15 protein-coding genes are annotated in these 17,967 nt (G+C 42.8%); 6 read left to right on the plus strand and 9 right to left on the minus strand.

Annotation, left to right across the window (positions count from 1 at the left end):
* Positions 1–165: 165 nt before the first annotated feature.
* Positions 166–1,689, minus strand: a complete 1,524-nt coding sequence (locus N480_RS14200; RefSeq protein WP_063373145.1) for a S10 family peptidase — start codon at positions 1,687–1,689, stop codon at positions 166–168.
* A gap of 247 nt (positions 1,690–1,936) precedes the next feature.
* Between N480_RS14200 and N480_RS14205 the strand changes: the two genes are divergently transcribed.
* The 4 genes from N480_RS14205 to mrcB all read left to right on the plus strand — a co-directional run bounded on the left by N480_RS14205 (position 1,937) and on the right by mrcB (position 7,356).
* Complete coding sequence (locus N480_RS14205) at positions 1,937–3,205, plus strand: response regulator (protein ID WP_063373146.1); 1,269 nt, start codon at positions 1,937–1,939, stop codon at positions 3,203–3,205.
* A 131-nt stretch (positions 3,206–3,336) separates the two neighbouring features.
* Positions 3,337–3,675: a P-II family nitrogen regulator gene (locus tag N480_RS14210; protein WP_063359370.1), complete on the plus strand. Its 339-nt coding sequence runs from the start codon at positions 3,337–3,339 to the stop codon at positions 3,673–3,675.
* A gap of 11 nt (positions 3,676–3,686) precedes the next feature.
* A complete protein-coding gene (locus N480_RS14215) occupies positions 3,687–4,916 on the plus strand; it encodes an ammonium transporter (protein WP_063373147.1) in 1,230 nt (409 codons plus the stop codon).
* 109 nt (positions 4,917–5,025) lie between these two features.
* Positions 5,026–7,356 (plus strand): penicillin-binding protein 1B, encoded by a 2,331-nt coding sequence (mrcB, locus tag N480_RS14220; RefSeq protein WP_063373148.1) that lies wholly within the window; start codon positions 5,026–5,028, stop codon positions 7,354–7,356.
* Here mrcB and N480_RS14225 read toward each other — a convergent pair whose 3' ends face one another.
* From N480_RS14225 to N480_RS14245, 5 genes are all read right to left on the minus strand, one after another.
* The gene (locus tag N480_RS14225) at positions 7,357–9,198 is read right to left on the minus strand and encodes a methyl-accepting chemotaxis protein (protein WP_063373149.1); all 1,842 of its coding nucleotides are present in this window, start codon (positions 9,196–9,198) and stop codon (positions 7,357–7,359) included.
* A 150-nt stretch (positions 9,199–9,348) separates the two neighbouring features.
* The gene (hemL, locus tag N480_RS14230; protein ID WP_063373195.1) at positions 9,349–10,635 is read right to left on the minus strand and encodes a glutamate-1-semialdehyde 2,1-aminomutase; all 1,287 of its coding nucleotides are present in this window, start codon (positions 10,633–10,635) and stop codon (positions 9,349–9,351) included.
* Between the two features lie 16 nt (positions 10,636–10,651).
* Entirely contained in the window at positions 10,652–11,668 is a 1,017-nt protein-coding gene (locus N480_RS14235; protein ID WP_063373150.1) for an aspartate carbamoyltransferase, read from the minus strand.
* A 151-nt stretch (positions 11,669–11,819) separates the two neighbouring features.
* Positions 11,820–12,254 carry a CopD family protein gene (locus tag N480_RS14240; protein WP_063373151.1) on the minus strand — a complete coding sequence of 145 codons (435 nt, stop codon included), beginning with the start codon at positions 12,252–12,254 and terminating at the stop codon, positions 11,820–11,822.
* 19 nt (positions 12,255–12,273) lie between these two features.
* Positions 12,274–13,956, minus strand: coding sequence for a chloride channel protein (locus tag N480_RS14245; protein WP_063373152.1), 1,683 nt, complete (start codon positions 13,954–13,956; stop codon positions 12,274–12,276).
* Between the two features lie 210 nt (positions 13,957–14,166).
* Between N480_RS14245 and erpA the strand changes: the two genes are divergently transcribed.
* Positions 14,167–14,505: an iron-sulfur cluster insertion protein ErpA gene (gene erpA, locus N480_RS14250; protein ID WP_063373153.1), complete on the plus strand. Its 339-nt coding sequence runs from the start codon at positions 14,167–14,169 to the stop codon at positions 14,503–14,505.
* Positions 14,506–15,084: 579 nt separating this feature from the next.
* On the plus strand, positions 15,085–15,330 hold the full coding sequence (locus N480_RS14255; protein ID WP_023399554.1) for a helix-turn-helix domain-containing protein: 246 nt from the start codon (positions 15,085–15,087) through the stop codon (positions 15,328–15,330).
* A gap of 45 nt (positions 15,331–15,375) precedes the next feature.
* On the opposite strand, the gene N480_RS14260 is transcribed toward N480_RS14255, so the two are convergent.
* The 3 genes from N480_RS14260 to N480_RS14270 are packed head-to-tail and all read right to left on the minus strand — an operon-like array spanning position 15,376 to position 17,967.
* Positions 15,376–16,755, minus strand: a complete 1,380-nt coding sequence (locus N480_RS14260) for an AmpG family muropeptide MFS transporter (protein WP_063373154.1) — start codon at positions 16,753–16,755, stop codon at positions 15,376–15,378.
* Between the two features lie 8 nt (positions 16,756–16,763).
* The gene (locus tag N480_RS14265; RefSeq protein ID WP_063373155.1) at positions 16,764–17,387 is read right to left on the minus strand and encodes a peptidylprolyl isomerase; all 624 of its coding nucleotides are present in this window, start codon (positions 17,385–17,387) and stop codon (positions 16,764–16,766) included.
* 16 nt (positions 17,388–17,403) lie between these two features.
* Complete coding sequence (locus N480_RS14270) at positions 17,404–17,967, minus strand: YajG family lipoprotein (RefSeq protein WP_063373156.1); 564 nt, start codon at positions 17,965–17,967, stop codon at positions 17,404–17,406.

Genomic DNA, 17,967 nt, shown 5'->3' on the forward strand with positions numbered 1-17,967 from the left:
AGATACCAGGTTAAGCGGTGGTTGGTCTTGTTAAATCAAGGAAGGATTCGACTTTATGAGGGATTAAGACAGAGATAGATATAGGTTGTTTTTCCATTTACAAATTGAGTAATAATAAAGCCAGACTCGGGGTGTCTGGCTCTATATGGTTGGAACTCTTTACATTTAGTATTTTGCGGCATGACCTGATGCTGGCAACGCATTCTTTATGAAGGCGCGTAGGTCATTATTTGAGAGCTTTAAGTCCTCGTAGCGCAAGTACATCATGTGCCCAGAGCGGTATCCTTTAAAGCTCAATCTATCTTTCATTTTTCCACTAGGATCTAGGTGCCATAAATTGTATTTACCATCAAAGTAGTTTGTTGCACCGTCATAGTAGCCCGACTGAACCATGACATGTAAATAGGGATTTTGCGCCATTGCCAAGCGTAATTGCTCACCAACATTGTTATTGGTTCTATCCCAAGGGTGAACAGGGCCGAACATATTGTATTTTATGTCAGTCTTGTAATTTAATTCATGGCGAAAATAGTGATTTATTGCGGGTGTAAATGAGTGCAACCACGAAGTTAGCTCTGGCCAGTAGTCAGGTTTTTCGCCTGCTGATCGTTTATCAATGCCCAGATAGCGTGAATCTAGCCTTCCCACTGTGAGTTCTTGATCTCGGAGCAGTTCTTTCCAAAATGCAGATGTCGGAATATCTAAATTATTTTGTGCTACGAACTTTTCTGACAAACCGCTGTATTTCGCGACGTTCTTAATAACAGCCTGTTTTTCAGCTGTACTTATCATTGCCCCTTTAGCGAGTGCCGGTAAGTACTTGTCTAACGTATATTGCTCAACTTCTTCAAGTAGTTCCAATAGGTCCTTGTTTTGTAAATCAGTTGAGAGCGCTTTGTGATACCACGCTGTAGCAGCGAAGTAAGGGAGCCGATTTGCAACATCTACAGGGCCTTGGCGCTTGATGCCAATGTTGGTTGGTGAGACGAGTATTACGCCATTAAGATACATCCATTGATTATTTTGCAGCTCGTGCGCTAGACCCGAAACACGGGTTGTACCATAACTTTCACCAATCAGAAATTTGGGCGAAAGGGCTCGGCCATGTCGATTGATAAAGGTGTTCAGCCACTGTGCTAAATACTTGATATCGGCATTGACACCAAAAAAGCGTTCTTGCTGGCTTTTTTTACTTGGCATTTTACCTTCTTGGTTTGGTAGCACGCGAGAGTACCCGGTGTTAACCGGGTTAACAAACACGATGTCAGTGGTATCGAGCACGGAATAAGGGTTGTCTTTAAGGCCATAAGGCTGAAGAGGATAGCCCTCATCATCAATTTTTAGTACTCGCGGGCCGGTATATGCAATATGCATCCATACTGACGCAGAACCCGGACCACCGTTAAAAGAGATCAATAAAGGTCTTTTGGCAATATCTTTGACTTTGTCTTTTTTGTAATAAGTATAGTGAAGAGACGCAAGCGGATTTCCTTCATTATCCCATAAAGGTTGCATCCCAGTTGAGACGGTATAGTTTAATCTTTCCCCGTTTATGGTTGCTTTATGCTTTGTCACAACAGAGTGATCAATGTCGAAACTTAGTTTTTCTGGTTTTAGATTGTTAGCGACACTTGTTGCACTGATGCAAAGTAGCAGCAAACCTGATATGATTTTGGGTACAGCAGTCATGAGAATCCTCAATATTCACTTTGAGCATTTATTTAAGGCTTTTCTCGTTTTTTTTTCAAAGTTAATGAGACTAAATCGCAATATTTGTAGTTCATTACAATTTGTTCACGAATTAACGCCACTGCTTGTTTTTTTTGTCATAAAATTCGCGTATATTTCATCCTTATGTCTGTAGTATGAAAGTATTTAGCTCTGTTAAATTCTTGTTTAGCTGCTTACCCAGTTGTAGTCATTAGAGATTTTTTCCATGCAAAGAGTATTAATTGTCGAAGATAGTAAGGTCGTTCAACAGATCTTGCGCCATTTGGCAGCACAACACTTAAACGTCGAATTAGATTTTGCTTGGTCTCTCAAGGAAAGTAAGGCGCTACTTAAAAACACTCGTTACACTTTGGCCTTGGTGGATCTCACTTTACCGGATGCCATGGATGCTGAAGTTGTTCAACTCACTCTGAGCCACAATGTTCCCACAGTTGTATTAACATCGAAGATTGATGAATATAGCCGCCAACAGATGCTTGAAATGGGTGTGGTTGACTATGTTATTAAAGATAATCGAGACTCCTATTTATATGCCATAAAACTGGTGTCGCGGTTGCTGCGAAATCAAGGGTGCAAGGCGCTTATTGCTGATGACTCCATGATTAGTCGTGCGGTTATGCGCCAGATGCTAGAGAAACAGCTTTTCACTGTTTTTGAAGCGCAAGATGGTGAGCAAGCACTCACTATGCTCAAGTCTGATCACGATATCAAACTGTTATTGACGGACTACGCTATGCCGACGATGGATGGCTTTGAGCTGGTCAAAGCTGTGCGTAATTTTAGAGGGCGTGATGACCTAGCTATCGTTGGTTTATCAGGCGCTGGCACGCACGGTTTGTCTGCAAAGTTTATAAAGTATGGCGCAAACGATTTCCTTATGAAACCTTTCATGAACGAGGAGTTCCACTGCCGTGTTATGCAGACCATGGAACAACTTAACTTGATTGCTGATATAAAAGATTATGCACACAGAGACTACTTAACGGGGCTTTATAATCGCCGTTATTTTTGTCAACACATGGACAAAGCACTAAAAAATGGTCCACTACCAAGCTGTTTGGCTTTATTAGATCTCGATTTGTTTAAAGAGATTAACGACAAATATGGTCATTTAGGTGGTGATAGTGTGTTAACTCAGGTTGCTGAGTTGCTAAACCAATCATTTGGAGATTGCTTAGTTTCGCGCGTCGGAGGTGAAGAGTTTGCTGTGTTGCTCCCCGGTGAAAGTTTAGAGGAAGCGAGGGCGATTTTTGACAACTTTAGATCTCGTTTTGCGGACAATATCTTTTACATTGAAGGTGAAGCATTGCATTGCACTCTGAGTATCGGTATCGCAAAATGTGAATATGCCACATTAAGTGAAGTAATGAGGCACGCCGATCAAGCTCTTTATCGAGCGAAAGCGCAAGGCCGAAATTGCGCGATGGCAGCCTGCACCAATTCAAATCAATCAATTGAAAAGTGCACCATATAAGTGCACTTTTTCTCCAATTTTAATACCCCTTTATCCTACTTACCTGAAAAGTATAGCTTTATTATTTTGGCATAATCGTTGGATTGATCCTGTCATCATCAACAGGAAAAAGACTCCTTTGGAGGCCAACAATGAAAATGATAAGCGCAATTATCAAACCATTTAAACTGGACGAAGTTAGAGAAGCACTTGGTGATCTTGGTATAGAAGGTATGACTGTGGTCGATGTGAAAGGCTTCGGTCGACAAAGAGGACACACCGAGCTATATCGAGGCGCTGAGTATCAAGTTGACTTCATTCCCAAAATCAAGCTGGAAATAGCTACGCACAGCGAAAACTGTCAGCGAGTTGTGGATACGTTAGCAAAGGCAGCCAACACCGGAAAAATAGGTGATGGTAAAATATTTGTGTATGACCTAGAACAAATCGTTCGGATCCGCACAGGTGAACTAGACGAAGAAGCGATTTAAGGGGATAGACGATGGACAATGCAATAATAGAACTACAATTCTCGCTCAATACATTCTACTTTTTAATTTCTGGCGTTTTAGTGATGTGGATGGCTGCTGGCTTTGCCATGCTAGAGGCTGGCTTGGTTAGGTCAAAGAATACCACTGAGATTTTGACAAAGAACATCGCGTTGTATGCCATTGCATGCACCATGTATTTACTTATCGGTTATAACATAATGTATGTCGGTAATTCAGAGGGTGGGTTTGTCCCTAGTTTTGGTGCGCTCATTGGTGAGGCGGCAACCGATGCTGATCATGCATTGGAATCTGATTTCTTTTTCCAAGTTGTTTTTGTTGCGACTGCAATGTCAATTGTATCGGGAGCAGTTGCAGAGCGGATGAAGCTTTGGGCATTTTTACTTTTTGCTGTGGTGCTGACAGGGGTTATCTATCCAATCGAAGGTTATTGGACCTGGGGAGCTGGGTTTTTATCTGAACTTGGTTTTGTGGACTTTGCAGGCTCAGCAATAGTCCATGGCGCAGGCGCAGCGGCCGCGTTGGCTGGAGTTTTGTTGTTAGGGGCGCGCAAAGGTAAGTACGGAAAGCATGGTGAAATCTACCCAATTCCGGGGTCAAATTTACCTTTGGCAACACTCGGTACATTTATCCTTTGGATGGGTTGGTTTGGCTTTAATGGTGGTTCACAGTTGTTTTTGGCAGATAAAGAAAATGCAGTCGCTGTGAGTCAAATTATGCTTAATACAAATGCCGCTGCGGCAGCGGGGGCCATAGCAGCACTGCTTGTATGCAAAATAATGTGGGGCAAAGCGGATTTAACGATGATTTTAAATGGTGCGCTGGCCGGTTTAGTCACTATTACCGCAGAGCCTGCATCACCCACACCGATGTTGGCGTGTATCTTGGGTGCACTCGGAGGGAGTTTAGTCGTATTTAGTATCGTTGGATTGGATAAATTGAAAATCGATGATCCCGTTGGCGCAATTTCAGTTCATGGTGTATGTGGTTGCCTTGGGGTAATGATGGTTCCTTTCTCAAACAGCGACGCGAGCTTTATGACGCAGTTGATTGGGTTACTGACAATATTAGGTTTTGTCTTTGTTACCTCTTATTTGGTTTGGGCTGCACTCAAAGCCACTATGGGGATCAGAGTAAGCGAGGAAGAAGAGCTGAGTGGTATGGACCAGCACGATTGCGGTGTTGATGCCTACCCGGAGTTTGTGACAATTCGTAATCACTAATCCTCAAAGTGATAGAAAAGCGAGCTTAAGCTCGCTTTTTTAGTTTCAGTGGCGGTTAATCTACGTTAATCTAGCATCATTGAAAATACAGCGAAAATTGTATAGGTACATGTCAGATAAAAAGCGTACTACTGGTGCCAAGCCCAAGCCTAAAAAAGCAACTCGAAAACCTTCTAAATCGAAAACGTCTTCACCTTCTTTAAAACAGCGCCTTAGTCATTTTAAGTCTCAGCTTTTAAAAACTCTATGGTCTTTATTCTGGAAAGGCGGCTTAGCAGTTTGTTGTGCCATTGCCCTGTATGTTATTTATCTCGATGCCAAAGTGAGTAAACAGTTTGAAGGAAATAAATGGCAGTTACCAGTGCAAGTTTACGCGCGAGCAATGACATTTCATCCTGATCAATACTTATCTGAAGATGAAGTTATTTGGGAACTTGAGCGACTTAACTACTCGCGAGTGAACCGTATTAAACGCACCGGCCAATACCTTGTTCAGGGTCGCACTATTACTGTTTATCGGCGCGCATTTGAATTTTATGAAGGTAATGAAGTTGCCACTGAATTCACGCTTAACTTTGCTGGTAAAAAACTGGCGAGTATCGTGGACAAAGGTGGCAGAAGAGTGTCCACCGCTAGACTTGAGCCTGTACAGATTGCACGCATTGGTAATGAAACCAACCAAGACCGAGAGTTTGTACCATTGAGTAAGTTTCCTAATGTTTTGAAAGAAGCTTTGCTAGTCGTTGAAGACCGCAACTTTTACGAGCATCACGGTGTATCTCTGTGGTCAATTATGCGTGCACTTTATAGCAATATCAGGGCCGGGCGTACAGTACAAGGTGGCAGTACACTTACTCAACAATTGGCGAAAAACTTTTACTTAACTCGCGAACGCTCTTTGGTGCGCAAAATCAATGAAGCATTTATCGCGCTGATATTAGATTATCGATACGGCAAAGACGAGATCCTTGAGGCCTATTTAAATGAAGTGTATTTAGGTCAGGCATACAATCAAGGGGTTCATGGTATGGGCCTTGCCTCAGAATTCTACTTTGCCAAGCCAGTTGATGAACTCGAGTTTGACCAAATTGCCCTGCTAGTGGCTATGGTCAAGGGGCCATCGTACTATAATCCGAGGCGCTATGCGGAGCGCACGATGGAGCGTCGAGACCTAGTTCTCAGGCTGATGGCTGAAAATGGAATTATTACTACCACAGAGTATCGCAGTGCACTTGAGCGTAAAATTGAGATCCAGCCATTAAAAGAGAGCTTACTTCAATCCTATCCCGGCTATTTGGAACTGGTGAATCGAGAAGTAAAAAAAATAATTCCGAATGAAGATGTGATTCATGCTGGGATAAGGATATTTACTTATTTCGAGTTACAAAAGCAAAGTGCGATGGAAGAGGCTATAACCTCAGGCTTGCCATACTTGGAGAGACGTTTTAACACTTCAGGGTTAGAAGTGGCTATGTTGTCAGTCAATTCCGAAAAATCAGGGGTTTCGGCTCTGGTTTCAGGAAGGCAAATGCGTTTCTCAGGTTTTAATCGGGTGTTGGACACAAAGCGCAGCGTTGGTTCACTGGTTAAACCTGCTATCTATTTAACAGCGCTACAACAGGACTACAATTTAGGCTCACTGGTAGATGACTCACCGCTACAAGTCACGAATACGGCAGGTAAAACGTGGGCACCTGAAAACTTTGATCATAAATTTAGAGGGCAAGTACCGTTATATCGCGCTTTTAGTGAAAGCTTGAACATCCCAGCGGTTAATTTGGGATTAGATGTTGGTGTCCATGAGGTCGCCAATACGATAACAGAGCTAGGTGTTGCAGGAAATATACCGACTTACCCGTCTATGTTATTGGGTGCAGTAGAGCTCTCTAGTTTTGACGTTGCGCAAATGTATACAACAATGGCAGCAAATGGCCGCTTTAGTGCCTTGACCAGTATCTCCGCTATCACTGATGCTACTGGCAAGATGCTCTATAAACATCAACCCGAAAAAGCGCCTCGGTTCGATCCCGCTTCTGTTTATATGACCAACTATGGCTTAAAAAGGGTAACAAAAAGTGGAACAGGCAAACGATTAAATCAACACTTCCCAGCGATACAATTAGCGGGGAAAACGGGCACCAGTAATGACTTAAGAGACAGTTGGTTTGCGGGGTTTGATCATAATACTGTGACCGTAACATGGATTGGAAGAGACGATAACAAGCCAGCTAAACTGACTGGGGGCAGGGGGGCGCTCGAGCTGTATATCCGATACCTTAAACCGCTTAACCCACAAGCAATTGCAGATGAGAGGCCAGAGGGTATTCGCTGGGCATTCGTCAACAAACAAACAGGCAAACAGGCTGCACCGCACTGCGGACCAACAATCCAGCTCCCGCTAAGAGCCGAATTGTTTGACCCAAAACCAAAATGTAACTAATTAAGTTCTAAATTGGCTCATGGCTGACTTCAAATGAGCAGCCATGTTACTCAGTTGATGGGCATCATCCTGAGTTGCCTCAGCGCTGCCTAGTGTGTGCTCGGCCAGAGAGCTTATTTCACTAGACTCCGACAGTGCTTGTTGCGTAGCTTGGGTTTGCTGTTGAACAAGCTCTCTAATAACATGACCTTGTTGATCAATGTCTGTCATACTTTGCTCTGCTGCACTTAATATGGCGTTGGTTTGCGTTGCAGCAGTTACACCGCGCTCCATTTTTTCAACGCTACTGAGCATTTTTTGCTGCGTATCATTTGATGCGTTTTGCAAAGACTTGATGATGGAGTGGATCTCTTCAGTTTGTTGTTGGGTCCGCTTTGCTAATGTACGCACTTCGTCAGCAACAACCGCAAAACCACGACCTTGTTCACCTGCTCGAGCCGCTTCTATAGCTGCATTCAGGGCTAGTAGGTTAGTTTGCTCCGCAATTTCACTGATCCCTAGGCTAACTTTGCTGATGTTTTGACTATCTTGAGCCAATTTATCGAGCGCTTGCCTGCTTTCTTCAAACTCTTGCTGAAGTACCGTCATATGCTGCGCAAGTTCGGTTGTATTAATGCTACCTTGTTTGACTTGCTCAGCCGCAGTGCTCGCTAATTCAGTGGCATGTTGAGCAGAGCTTTCAACAGCATCAGCGGCATTGGCCATGTCAGATAAGGCAGTATGGATCCCGGTTATTTTTATTTGTTGTTGTTCGACATCATGGCGAGTGTCTTGGCTAATGTGGCTCAGTTTGTCTGTCGCATTGTGCAAGTCACTAGAAGTGTTGTGCACATCTCCCAAAAGTTCAGTAAACGCATCTAGCACACGGTTATACTGGGCTACAATGTCATTCAACTCGTCATCCCCGTGAGACTGTGCTTTCGCGCGTAAATCTCCCTGAGCCGCTTTTTGGGCAGAAACTGAAAACTCCGAAATCGTATCGACGACAGCAAAGTAAAAGCCTAGCATTAAATACAGCGCCACTAATAAGCTAATAATTGAGGCAGTAGCGACCACATTTCGAATCATCTGTTCTTGCTCAAGCTTTTCTTGTAAAAGGCTTTTTAGTGTCGGCAAGGCGACTTCTACGAGTGTACGCGTTTTTCTTTGTACATCTTGATGAGCGCTGGTGAAAGCGGCCGCACTTAATTCAATATCATCGGGCTCGAGGAGTTTAGTGCGAATCGCTAGTTGATAACTATCTAACGCACGGTTCAACGTATCTACCTGATCAGAGAGTTGTGCTTTTACATGGCTATTTTCCAATGTGGCGACTTCGAGTTTATCTAACAGTTGGCCTTTCACTATAGGTAGCGCTTTATTAAGGTTGGACAAGGCGATAAATGAATCCGGGGTAAATCGGCCTCTGGCAATAATCGCGTTTGCCTGTTCAGCAATATTATTGACTTGATATACCAACTTGGGTAACGACTCCACCAAGGAGCGGTTGAGGTAAGAGCGGCTCAGGTCATTGTCTATGGCAAGCTTCGATGCAATTGACACTTGCTCCAAAGGGGTGTTTGACGCTTGACTATTTACCATCAAACCACTGCGAGCCAGTATTTCTTGATTTTCGCTTTGACGGTTATTGATGATATTTTCAAGTAATTGGGGGTACAGGTTTAACCCTTGCTGCTGCTGTTTGCTAACCTCAATAGAATGCGTCAATGTGGAATTTAAGAAAAATAAACTAAGTGCCAGTGGTAAAATAAGAATACCAAAGACTAAGCTGATTTTTGTTTTGTACTTTAACTGCGCCATAAACGCAATGGCGGGGCTACAAACTGATCTGAGTCCTGTCATAATTTAATTCTTTGTTATTGAGTCACGAGATAAAGACCTTGTTAATACAAAGAATAGTTCAAAGAATTAATATTTTTTTTCGTGAGTGAAAAAAAAGCCCTTATAGGGCTTTTATTTGCTCATTTTTAGCTTAATTTAGGAGTTCAGCTGTTAAGCGACCAACTTTGCAAAAGCACGATCTGCGGCTTCAATTGTTGCTTCGATATCTTGCTCGCTGTGCATGGTGCTTACAAAACCTGCCTCAAATGCTGATGGTGCAAGGTAAACACCTTCTTCAAGCATTAAATGGAAGAAGCGTTTGAACTTCTCTAAGTCACATTCTGTAGCTTGCTGATAGCTGTCAACGCGTTCCGCTGAGGTAAAGAAGAACCCGAACATACCACCAGCATAGTTCGTAGTCAGTGGGATATTATGCTTATCGGCTGCAGCTTGGAAGCCTGCACACAGTGCTTTAGACTTTGCCTCAAGTGCTTCATGCAAACCAGGCTCAGCCAGTAGCTCTAGCGCTTTTAGCCCAGCCGCCATTGCAATTGGGTTGCCAGATAAAGTACCCGCTTGATATACAGGCCCAACGGGCGCGATGAAATCCATGATCTCTTGTTTGCCACCAAATGCGCCGACAGGCATACCACCACCAATCACTTTGCCCAAGCATGTCAGGTCTGGTTCGATATTGTAGTATTGCTGCGCACCACCAAGTGCGACTCTAAAGCCAGTCATAACTTCATCAAAAATGAGGACAGATTGATGGTCAGTACACACTGAACGCAAACCTTCCAAGAACCCTTCCACTGGTGGAATACAGTTCATGTTGCCTGCAACCGGTTCAACAATCACACAGGCGATTTGATCTTTATACTGTTCAAAAATCGCTTTGACTTCTTCCAAGTTGTTAAAGGAGACGGTCAGGGTGTGCTTGGCGAAATCTGCAGGGATGCCAGGAGAATTTGGCACGCCCATAGTCAGTGCGCCTGAGCCTGCTTTAACTAGCAGAGAGTCTGCATGACCGTGGTAACAGCCTTCAAATTTAAGAATTTTATCTCTACCAGTGAAACCTCGAGCGAGGCGAATTGCACTCATAGTAGCTTCAGTACCAGAGCTAACCATTCGAACTTTTTCTATTGAAGGTACTAGCTCCTTTACTTTCTCAGCCATTAAAATTTCAGTTTCTGTTGGCGCGCCGTAGCTTAAGCCATTTTCTACTGCAGCTAATACAGCTTGCTTTATTTCAGGGTGATTATGGCCAAGGATCATTGGCCCCCAAGAACCTACGTAATCAATATAGCGATTATTGTCAGCATCAAAAGTAAAAGGGCCTTCAGCTTTTGTGATGAACAAAGGTGTACCACCAACACCATTAAAAGCTCTAACTGGCGAGTTTACACCACCTGGGATAGAAGATTGGGCACGCTCAAATAAATTCTGGCTAATTGTCATAATGTGTCCTTTTTGATTAACTTTGGCGTTTTCTGCTGAACCAAGGTACATTTGTTTCGTATTGTTGCACCTTGTTTTCTACACCTAATGTGAGTGCGAAAAGCGCCATACGGATCAGCACGCCATTTTGTACTTGTCTAAAAATAGCCAAGTTATCATTGGCATTTAAATCGTTGTCTAATTCGTTCGCATCGCTGCGGCTATCACGTGGTAGTGGATGCATTAAAACTGATTCAGGCTTACAGTGCGCTTCATAAATAGCCTGACTAATTCTAAATCCACCGCGGTACTTATTGGCTTCTTCTTGCGACGGGAATCGCTCTTCTTGGATTCGAGTTTGATACACAATATCAGCCGCTAAGTTACCTTCCATTTGTGAGACCAACTCAATTTGATGACCTGCGTTAGTGACTGCGTCAAGGACATAGTCAGGCATTTGCAAGCCGTCTGGCGCGACCATAGAAAACTTAATATTTTTATAGTGGCACAATAACTTAGATAGAGAGTGCACCGTTCGGCCGTATTTTAAGTCACCGACCAAGGCGATGTGCATTCCATCAACGCTGCGACCGTAACGGTCCAACTCGCGATCAATCGTTAAAAGATCCAGTAATGCTTGAGTTGGGTGCTCATTGGGGCCGTCACCGCCGTTAAGTACTGGTACATCGGAGCCAGTAGCAAACTCTGCAACACTGCCTGCATCAGGGTGTCGCATTGCTACAGCATCAGCATAAGCTGAAATAACACGAGCTGTATCGTATAAAGATTCGCCTTTTGCCAGTGCGGAGCTTTGCATACCAGTTGTTTCTCTTACCAGACCACCTAATAGGTTGAAGGCAGTACCAAAGCTGACACGTGTGCGGGTACTTGGTTCAAAAAATAGGTTTGCAAGCACTGCGCCTTCTAGCACTTGTGTACGCTTGTGCTTTTTAGCATAAGGCTCCATGCGCTTGGCGACTTCAAAAATAAGTTCTATTGCTTCTCTATCGAGTTGATTGACAGAAAGGATGTTTTCACCTTGGAAACTTAACATGCGGCGATTCCTAATCACAGATTGACAACAGGAGGCAAGGCTGCGCTCCTAACCGAGATAACCTTGGCAACACTAGGTTACTGGAACGACATAATAGCATAGTTCCTAGCTATCTGGTGAGTATGACGGCACTGTCGCCGCCATATTTACGCTAAAAAAAAGGTTTTAATACTGCTAACAGAATAATTGGCAATAATAAGAAAACGGGGAATTCATTATAGAAGCGATAGAAGCGCGTACTTCGGATGTTCCTATCATGCTTGAAGTCTGCTAATAATTTAAAGCAGTAGCCATGATAAATGTATAAAATAATGACGAAAACCAGTTTGTAATGAAGCCACATGTTGTACTTAAACCACTCTCGCCCGTACTCAACGATGGTAAGGGTACCAAATATACCGGTAAGGATGGCAAAAGGTGTAACGAAATAAAGTAAGCGTCTCTCCATAATTTTAAGCATCGCCTTACATGCTTTTTCCTCGGTCATTGTGTGATAAATAAATAACCTTGGTAAGTAAAAAATACCTGCAAACCAAGCCACCATAAAAAAGATGTGCAAGGCTTTGTAAATCAGCAGTGCGCTCATAATGCCCCTTATGATTCGATTAAAGTAAACTATTTCTCATTGTTAAAATGTGTCGTAATTTATCCCAGCGGACAATTCCCATGATTTGTAGGCTGTCTTTTTGGTTATAAACGTAAACTGCGCCAGATCTTTTGTCTTTTAATAATTCAAACGCTTCTGCAAGTGTCGCTTGTGTGCTTAAGCCCTGAAGAGGGATATATTTGATCGTTGCGCTATCATCTGACACGAGTGTTAAGTCGTATTCGGCTAACTGATACCCTGTTTCTTCGTCATAGACAATGAGTGGCGTTTGGCTTTCTACGGCTGACAAAGTATCTTTGATTTGTTTTTTGTCATTGGAGTATAAAAGCTTAAAGTCCTCTTCCATCTCTTCGACAATGCCCACTTTTTGCAGTGCCTCTTTTGCCGGTGACACCTGATAAGGCAGACCTTGAAAGTCCAGTTGTTGCAAAAATATCGAGCGATTGCCAAACACTTGCAGTGCTGTCACGTAAGCCGTTGAAATAATTAACATAGCAGGTACTACAATTTGTGGGTTAGATGTCAACTCCATCACGGCCGTAAGAGCAGCTAAAGGCGCATGCAGTGTCGCTGCTAGTAATCCAGCCATACCAAGGACACCATACGTACCAGCAACAGCGGTATCTGGTGAAATAAATTGGCCAAAAAAGGCCATGAGAGTACCTAGTATTACCCCAAGCCCGATAACGGGACCAATTAGACCCCCTGGAATACCTAGCCCTATGGCGAACAGGGTGGCCATTAACTTAGCGATGAAAATAGTCGTCAAGAGCTGCAGGTTATCTGGCGTTTCTACCGCAAGTTTAATCGCACTCATACCAGAGCCCATGGCTTCAGGAACCAAGTAGCCGATAAGGCCTGCGATAAGCCCCGCGAGTAGAAGACGAGGGAACATGCTGATAGGCTTAAATGTTTTGATAATCAACATTAGGTTTTGATTAAATGCAAACGCGACCGCGCCAAGTGCAAATCCACAAATAATTAAATAGGGGTAGTGCCAAAAGCTAAGCATCTCTATTTGAATTAGTGAAAGCTCTGACACGTTACCAAATACAAATTGCGTGGCTAAGGCTCCGGTGACGGCAGCGAGCATAATTGGTACGAAAATATGAATTTTATACTCTCTTAAAACAACTTCCATCACAAATATAACCGCTGCCAGCGGAGTATTGAATGAGGCCGCTATACCAGCGGCAACCCCGCAGCCTGCCAATGTACGCGCTGCGTTGTGAGGAAGGTGTAATCGCTCAGTTAAGACACTTGCCCCTGTTGCCCCCATGTGCACAGATGGGCCCTCTCGACCCACTGAAAATCCACATATTAGCGCAATTCCACCACCAAAAAACTGGTTCACTGAATTCCAAATTGGCATATGGCCGTAATGATGTTTGATGCGATTAATCACAAACGGAATACCTAGGCGATAATGTTTAAATCCAGTAAGACTGGCAAACAAGGCTATTACTAAAGCTGCGCCCACCGGCAGCAATAACCTTTGATGCTGTGCTAACGTAGTAAAATCATCGTGATTGTCTAAAAAGGTTGACTGCACCAATTCAATCATCAGGCGAAAAAGTATGATCAGTATTGCAGCGATAAGGCCTGCACACACGCCAAGTACGCACAATTGTGCAGAAGTCTTTGGTTTTGCAAGGCGGCGTCTGACTTGATCAAAGTTCATAATGTTTCGCTGGAGTTGAACAGATACTTGGATTTTATCAAAAGATTAGTGCTAAGTCCCTGACATAAATCTCGCTTTTTAATTAAAAATGTCGGTTCGCCTCGTTTACACTTGGCCATTCATTCAATTACAGGTACAAATGGAGATACTTGATTAAAATAGTCGGGTATTAGATAATTCCGCTAATTAATGTACAAGGGTCGAATGCACATGTCAGAAGAGTTACCTATTAAATTTAGCGATGCTGCAGCTGCTCGCGTAAAAGAGCTAATATCTGAGGAAGAAAATCCGGATTTGAAGCTTCGCGTGTATGTAACTGGTGGAGGATGCTCAGGCTTCCAATATGGATTCACTTTTGATGAAAAAGTAAATCCAGGTGACTTAGAAATTGAAAAAAATGGTGTGGTCATGGTCGTTGACCCTATGAGTATTCAATATCTAGTTGATGGTATTGTGGACTATACAGAGGGACTAGAAGGGGCGCGCTTCTTTGTTAATAACCCTAACGCGACAACGACATGTGGTTGTGGTGCGAGTTTTAGCGTGTAATAGCCTTCAATATTGAGTGAAAAAGCCATGCAATAGCATGGCTTTTTTATGCAGGGTTAGTAACGTGTATCATTAATACGAAAAAGCCCAACACAAATGCTGAAAATGCCAGAATATATATAAACCCCCGCTTACCTTGTTTCAATGGAATGCCATTGACCTTTAAAAAGTAATACCAGCCAAAACAAAGAATCAGTGGTAATAAAAATAAGATCCGAATCATTTTTGCACCCTAATTTTTCAATTAAATTTAAGGTTAGCTCTAAATGGCTAATTTTAAAAGGAAAATAAATTATTTCAAATACTGGTACAAGATATAAAATTTTTGTTAAAGTGTACTTTGTACCCTACATGAAAAAAATGAATATAATTTTTCAAAATTTTATTAGGTTTTAGCGCTAAGATGGTCTATACCTAATTGGGTACACAGGAACAAGGCCTGTTGGCAAAACAGGAAATACGCAAGACCTGTAGGGTCTGTAGCGAGTATTTTTTCTAATATACGATGTGCAGCTGAGTGAGACGGGCAAATTTCACGAAGCTGTTTAAGGTAAATCATCAAGTAGGAGATGTTTATTTATGATGGGTAAAACGGTTTCTTCAGAAGAAAACGGAAAGTTAACAAAATGGTTGAAATCAAAGCGTCATGAGAAAGGCCACACAATGCGTAGTCTGGCTCAGGTTTTAGGTACGCCGCATTCTTTTATCGGTAAAATTGAAAATCAAGAACGTCGTTTAGATGTCATTGAGTTTTTGCGTTATTGTGAGGCACTGGAAGTAGACCCGTACGAAGGCCTCTCACTAATCAATAAAGAAGAGCTATAAATCCTACACAATGGGATTGAAAAGCAAGGTGCAGGGAAATGCACCTTAATTTTGTTGATGATAAGACGCCTCTATTTGATAAAGTTTGTGTCTTATGAAATAAAGAAATATCAGGGAAGGAAGGACCATCAAAGCGGTAATAATAAAGAAAACTGCCCAGTCGCCATCCAGCCAGTCGTCTATCACCACACCACTGTAACTCGATAACAAAGTTCGGCTTAAGCTGCCCAAAGAGGCAAGTAGGGCATAGTGTGTCGCGCTAAATGTTCTATCACATAGCATAGAAATAAATGCAACTAAGGCAACCAGTGACCAGGCTTGAGTAAACCCATCAATGACAATGGCCAATGCATACAGGTGTTCCTTAGGACCTGCAATGGCTATCCATGAAAACATTAGATTAGACGCGGCCATCGCCACACCGCTTATGAATAAACCTTTTACTATGCCGTATTTGTGGTTGAAGATACTACCTAAAAAGGCGAAGACGATGGTGATTAAACCAGTTCCCAATTTTGAGTACTGGGCTATTTGGGTATTGCTAAAACCAATCTCTTTATAAAATACAATGGACATTCGGGCTAAAAACGCTTCGCCAATCTTGAACAAGAAAATAAATGAGAGTAGTGCTAAAGCGGTGCTAACGCCGTTATTTTTGAAAAAGCTAACAAACGGTGCAACGATGGTAACCCCCAGCCATGCCAAGAGTTTATTTACCCTTGAATGGCCATGCGTAGATAGCTTATCTTCGTAGGCTTTTTGAATTTCGGCCTGAGCTGTATCACGATGTGATTCAGGTTCTTTTGCAAGTAATGTTACAACGACTAACAAGCTCATGATGCCAGAGAGCAACAGATACACATCGGGCCACTCAACATTAGGTAAATCGGCAGCAAAAAATGGGATAGCGCCAAGCAGTGCATATCCAGTCCACCATCCTGAAGTGGCCATCGCTGCAGCGGCCGTTGATTTTTCACTTTCAGCTTGAGGTAATATATCGATACGGTAGCCATCTATCGCAATATCATGCGTGGCGGCAAAAAGCGCGATCAGAAAGCACAGTAAAGCAGCTTGAAACAAATGATTCTGTAAATCCACGAAAGCCAAATTTACAGCACATAAGGTGACGACAATTTGACCAAGGAAAATCCAACTACGTCGCTGTCCTAACAAAGTGCCAATGAGAGGCAACTTAAGTCTATCAACAAGCGGAGACCACAAAAAGTTAATGGTATAAGCACCGAATACGACTCCAAACAGCCCTATCAGACTTCTACTTAGCCCTTCATCTTTCAGCCATGCAGACATCACCGAGCCGATCAGTACCCAAGGAAACCCCTGGCTCATACCAAAAGCAAATACAGTCAACAGGCGCTTGTCTTTATAATAACTTAGGTATTTTAAAATACTTGTTGTGGTCGCCATAGTCTTGGTTAGAACTCTTCTGCTGGCAAAATATCAATACTGTAGATGACGACGGCTGTTTTTGGAATAAAGCTATATCCCAGCTTTTTATTGTAGCCAGTTTCAACTTGCATGATTTTATCGAGCGTTTCATATCCATCGGTGACATTACCAAAGACTGCAAAACCCCAACCTCTACCTGGATTCAAATGGTTGTTATCATCCATATTAAAAAAGAATTGCCTTGTACCTGAGTGTGGTTTGTTATCTTGATAAGCCATGGCGACAGAGTACATATCGTTTTTCATGCCATTACCGCTTTCATTAAAGATGGGTTTTCTTTCAAACATGCCATCATAGTCTTTATCGTACCCGCCACCTTGGATAACAAAGTCTTTCTCATTGGCTTCGTCGCGTTCTACACGGTGAAAAACAGATCCTTTGTAGTCATCGTTGACCACATAGGTTAAAAAGTTATTTACAGTTATAGGTGCGCGTGAGCGATCAAGTTCCACAGTAATTTTGCCAAGTGAGGTGTTGATCTGGACTTTCGGAAACAGGTTGTCCTTTTGTACAAATCGTCCTTCTTTATTACCTGCAAAGGCAAGTGCACTGGTAAGTATAGTAATTATGAGTATTGCGCAGCGGATCATCTGTGTTCCTTATACTTTATTGTGAGATGAATTGAATAAGCTCTTGGTCTTTAATCATATGGGTTACAAGCTGTTGGGCAAGTATATTTAGCTGGCCCTCAACTTTTGCCTGATCATGTTTCAGTGAGCCGGTCAATTTTCTGTTACCTGTAAAAGATTTAACAAATGTGCTTTGACCTTTGGTGACGGTAACCATAAATTCTGCTTGTGCGTTACTTTCGTGTTTAGTATAAGTTTCTGAAATGAGTGCTAGAAACTGCTTTATCTGAACGGTTATTTGCACATTCGCGTTGTTTACAATGTTTGCACCATTGGCGCTAAATGCTTCATTTATCAGCGCTGATAAAGTAACAGGCAGGTTTGCATCAGGTAAATATACAGCCGGTTCCTTGTCGAGTACCTTGACAGTGAACTTTGAAGTTCTGAGGTCTTCTACTTTGACAGAGATGGGCTGATTGATCGTCGTGACTTGGCCTGCGGCGTAGCTGGGACTGAGGATCACCGCCTTTGGTGAGCCGGCACACCCTGACAAAAGCGTCACGATACCTACGGCTGCCAGTGATTTAATGATATTCGCCAT

This window comes from Pseudoalteromonas luteoviolacea S2607, assembly GCF_001625575.1.
GTDB lineage: Bacteria > Pseudomonadota > Gammaproteobacteria > Enterobacterales > Alteromonadaceae > Pseudoalteromonas > Pseudoalteromonas luteoviolacea_E.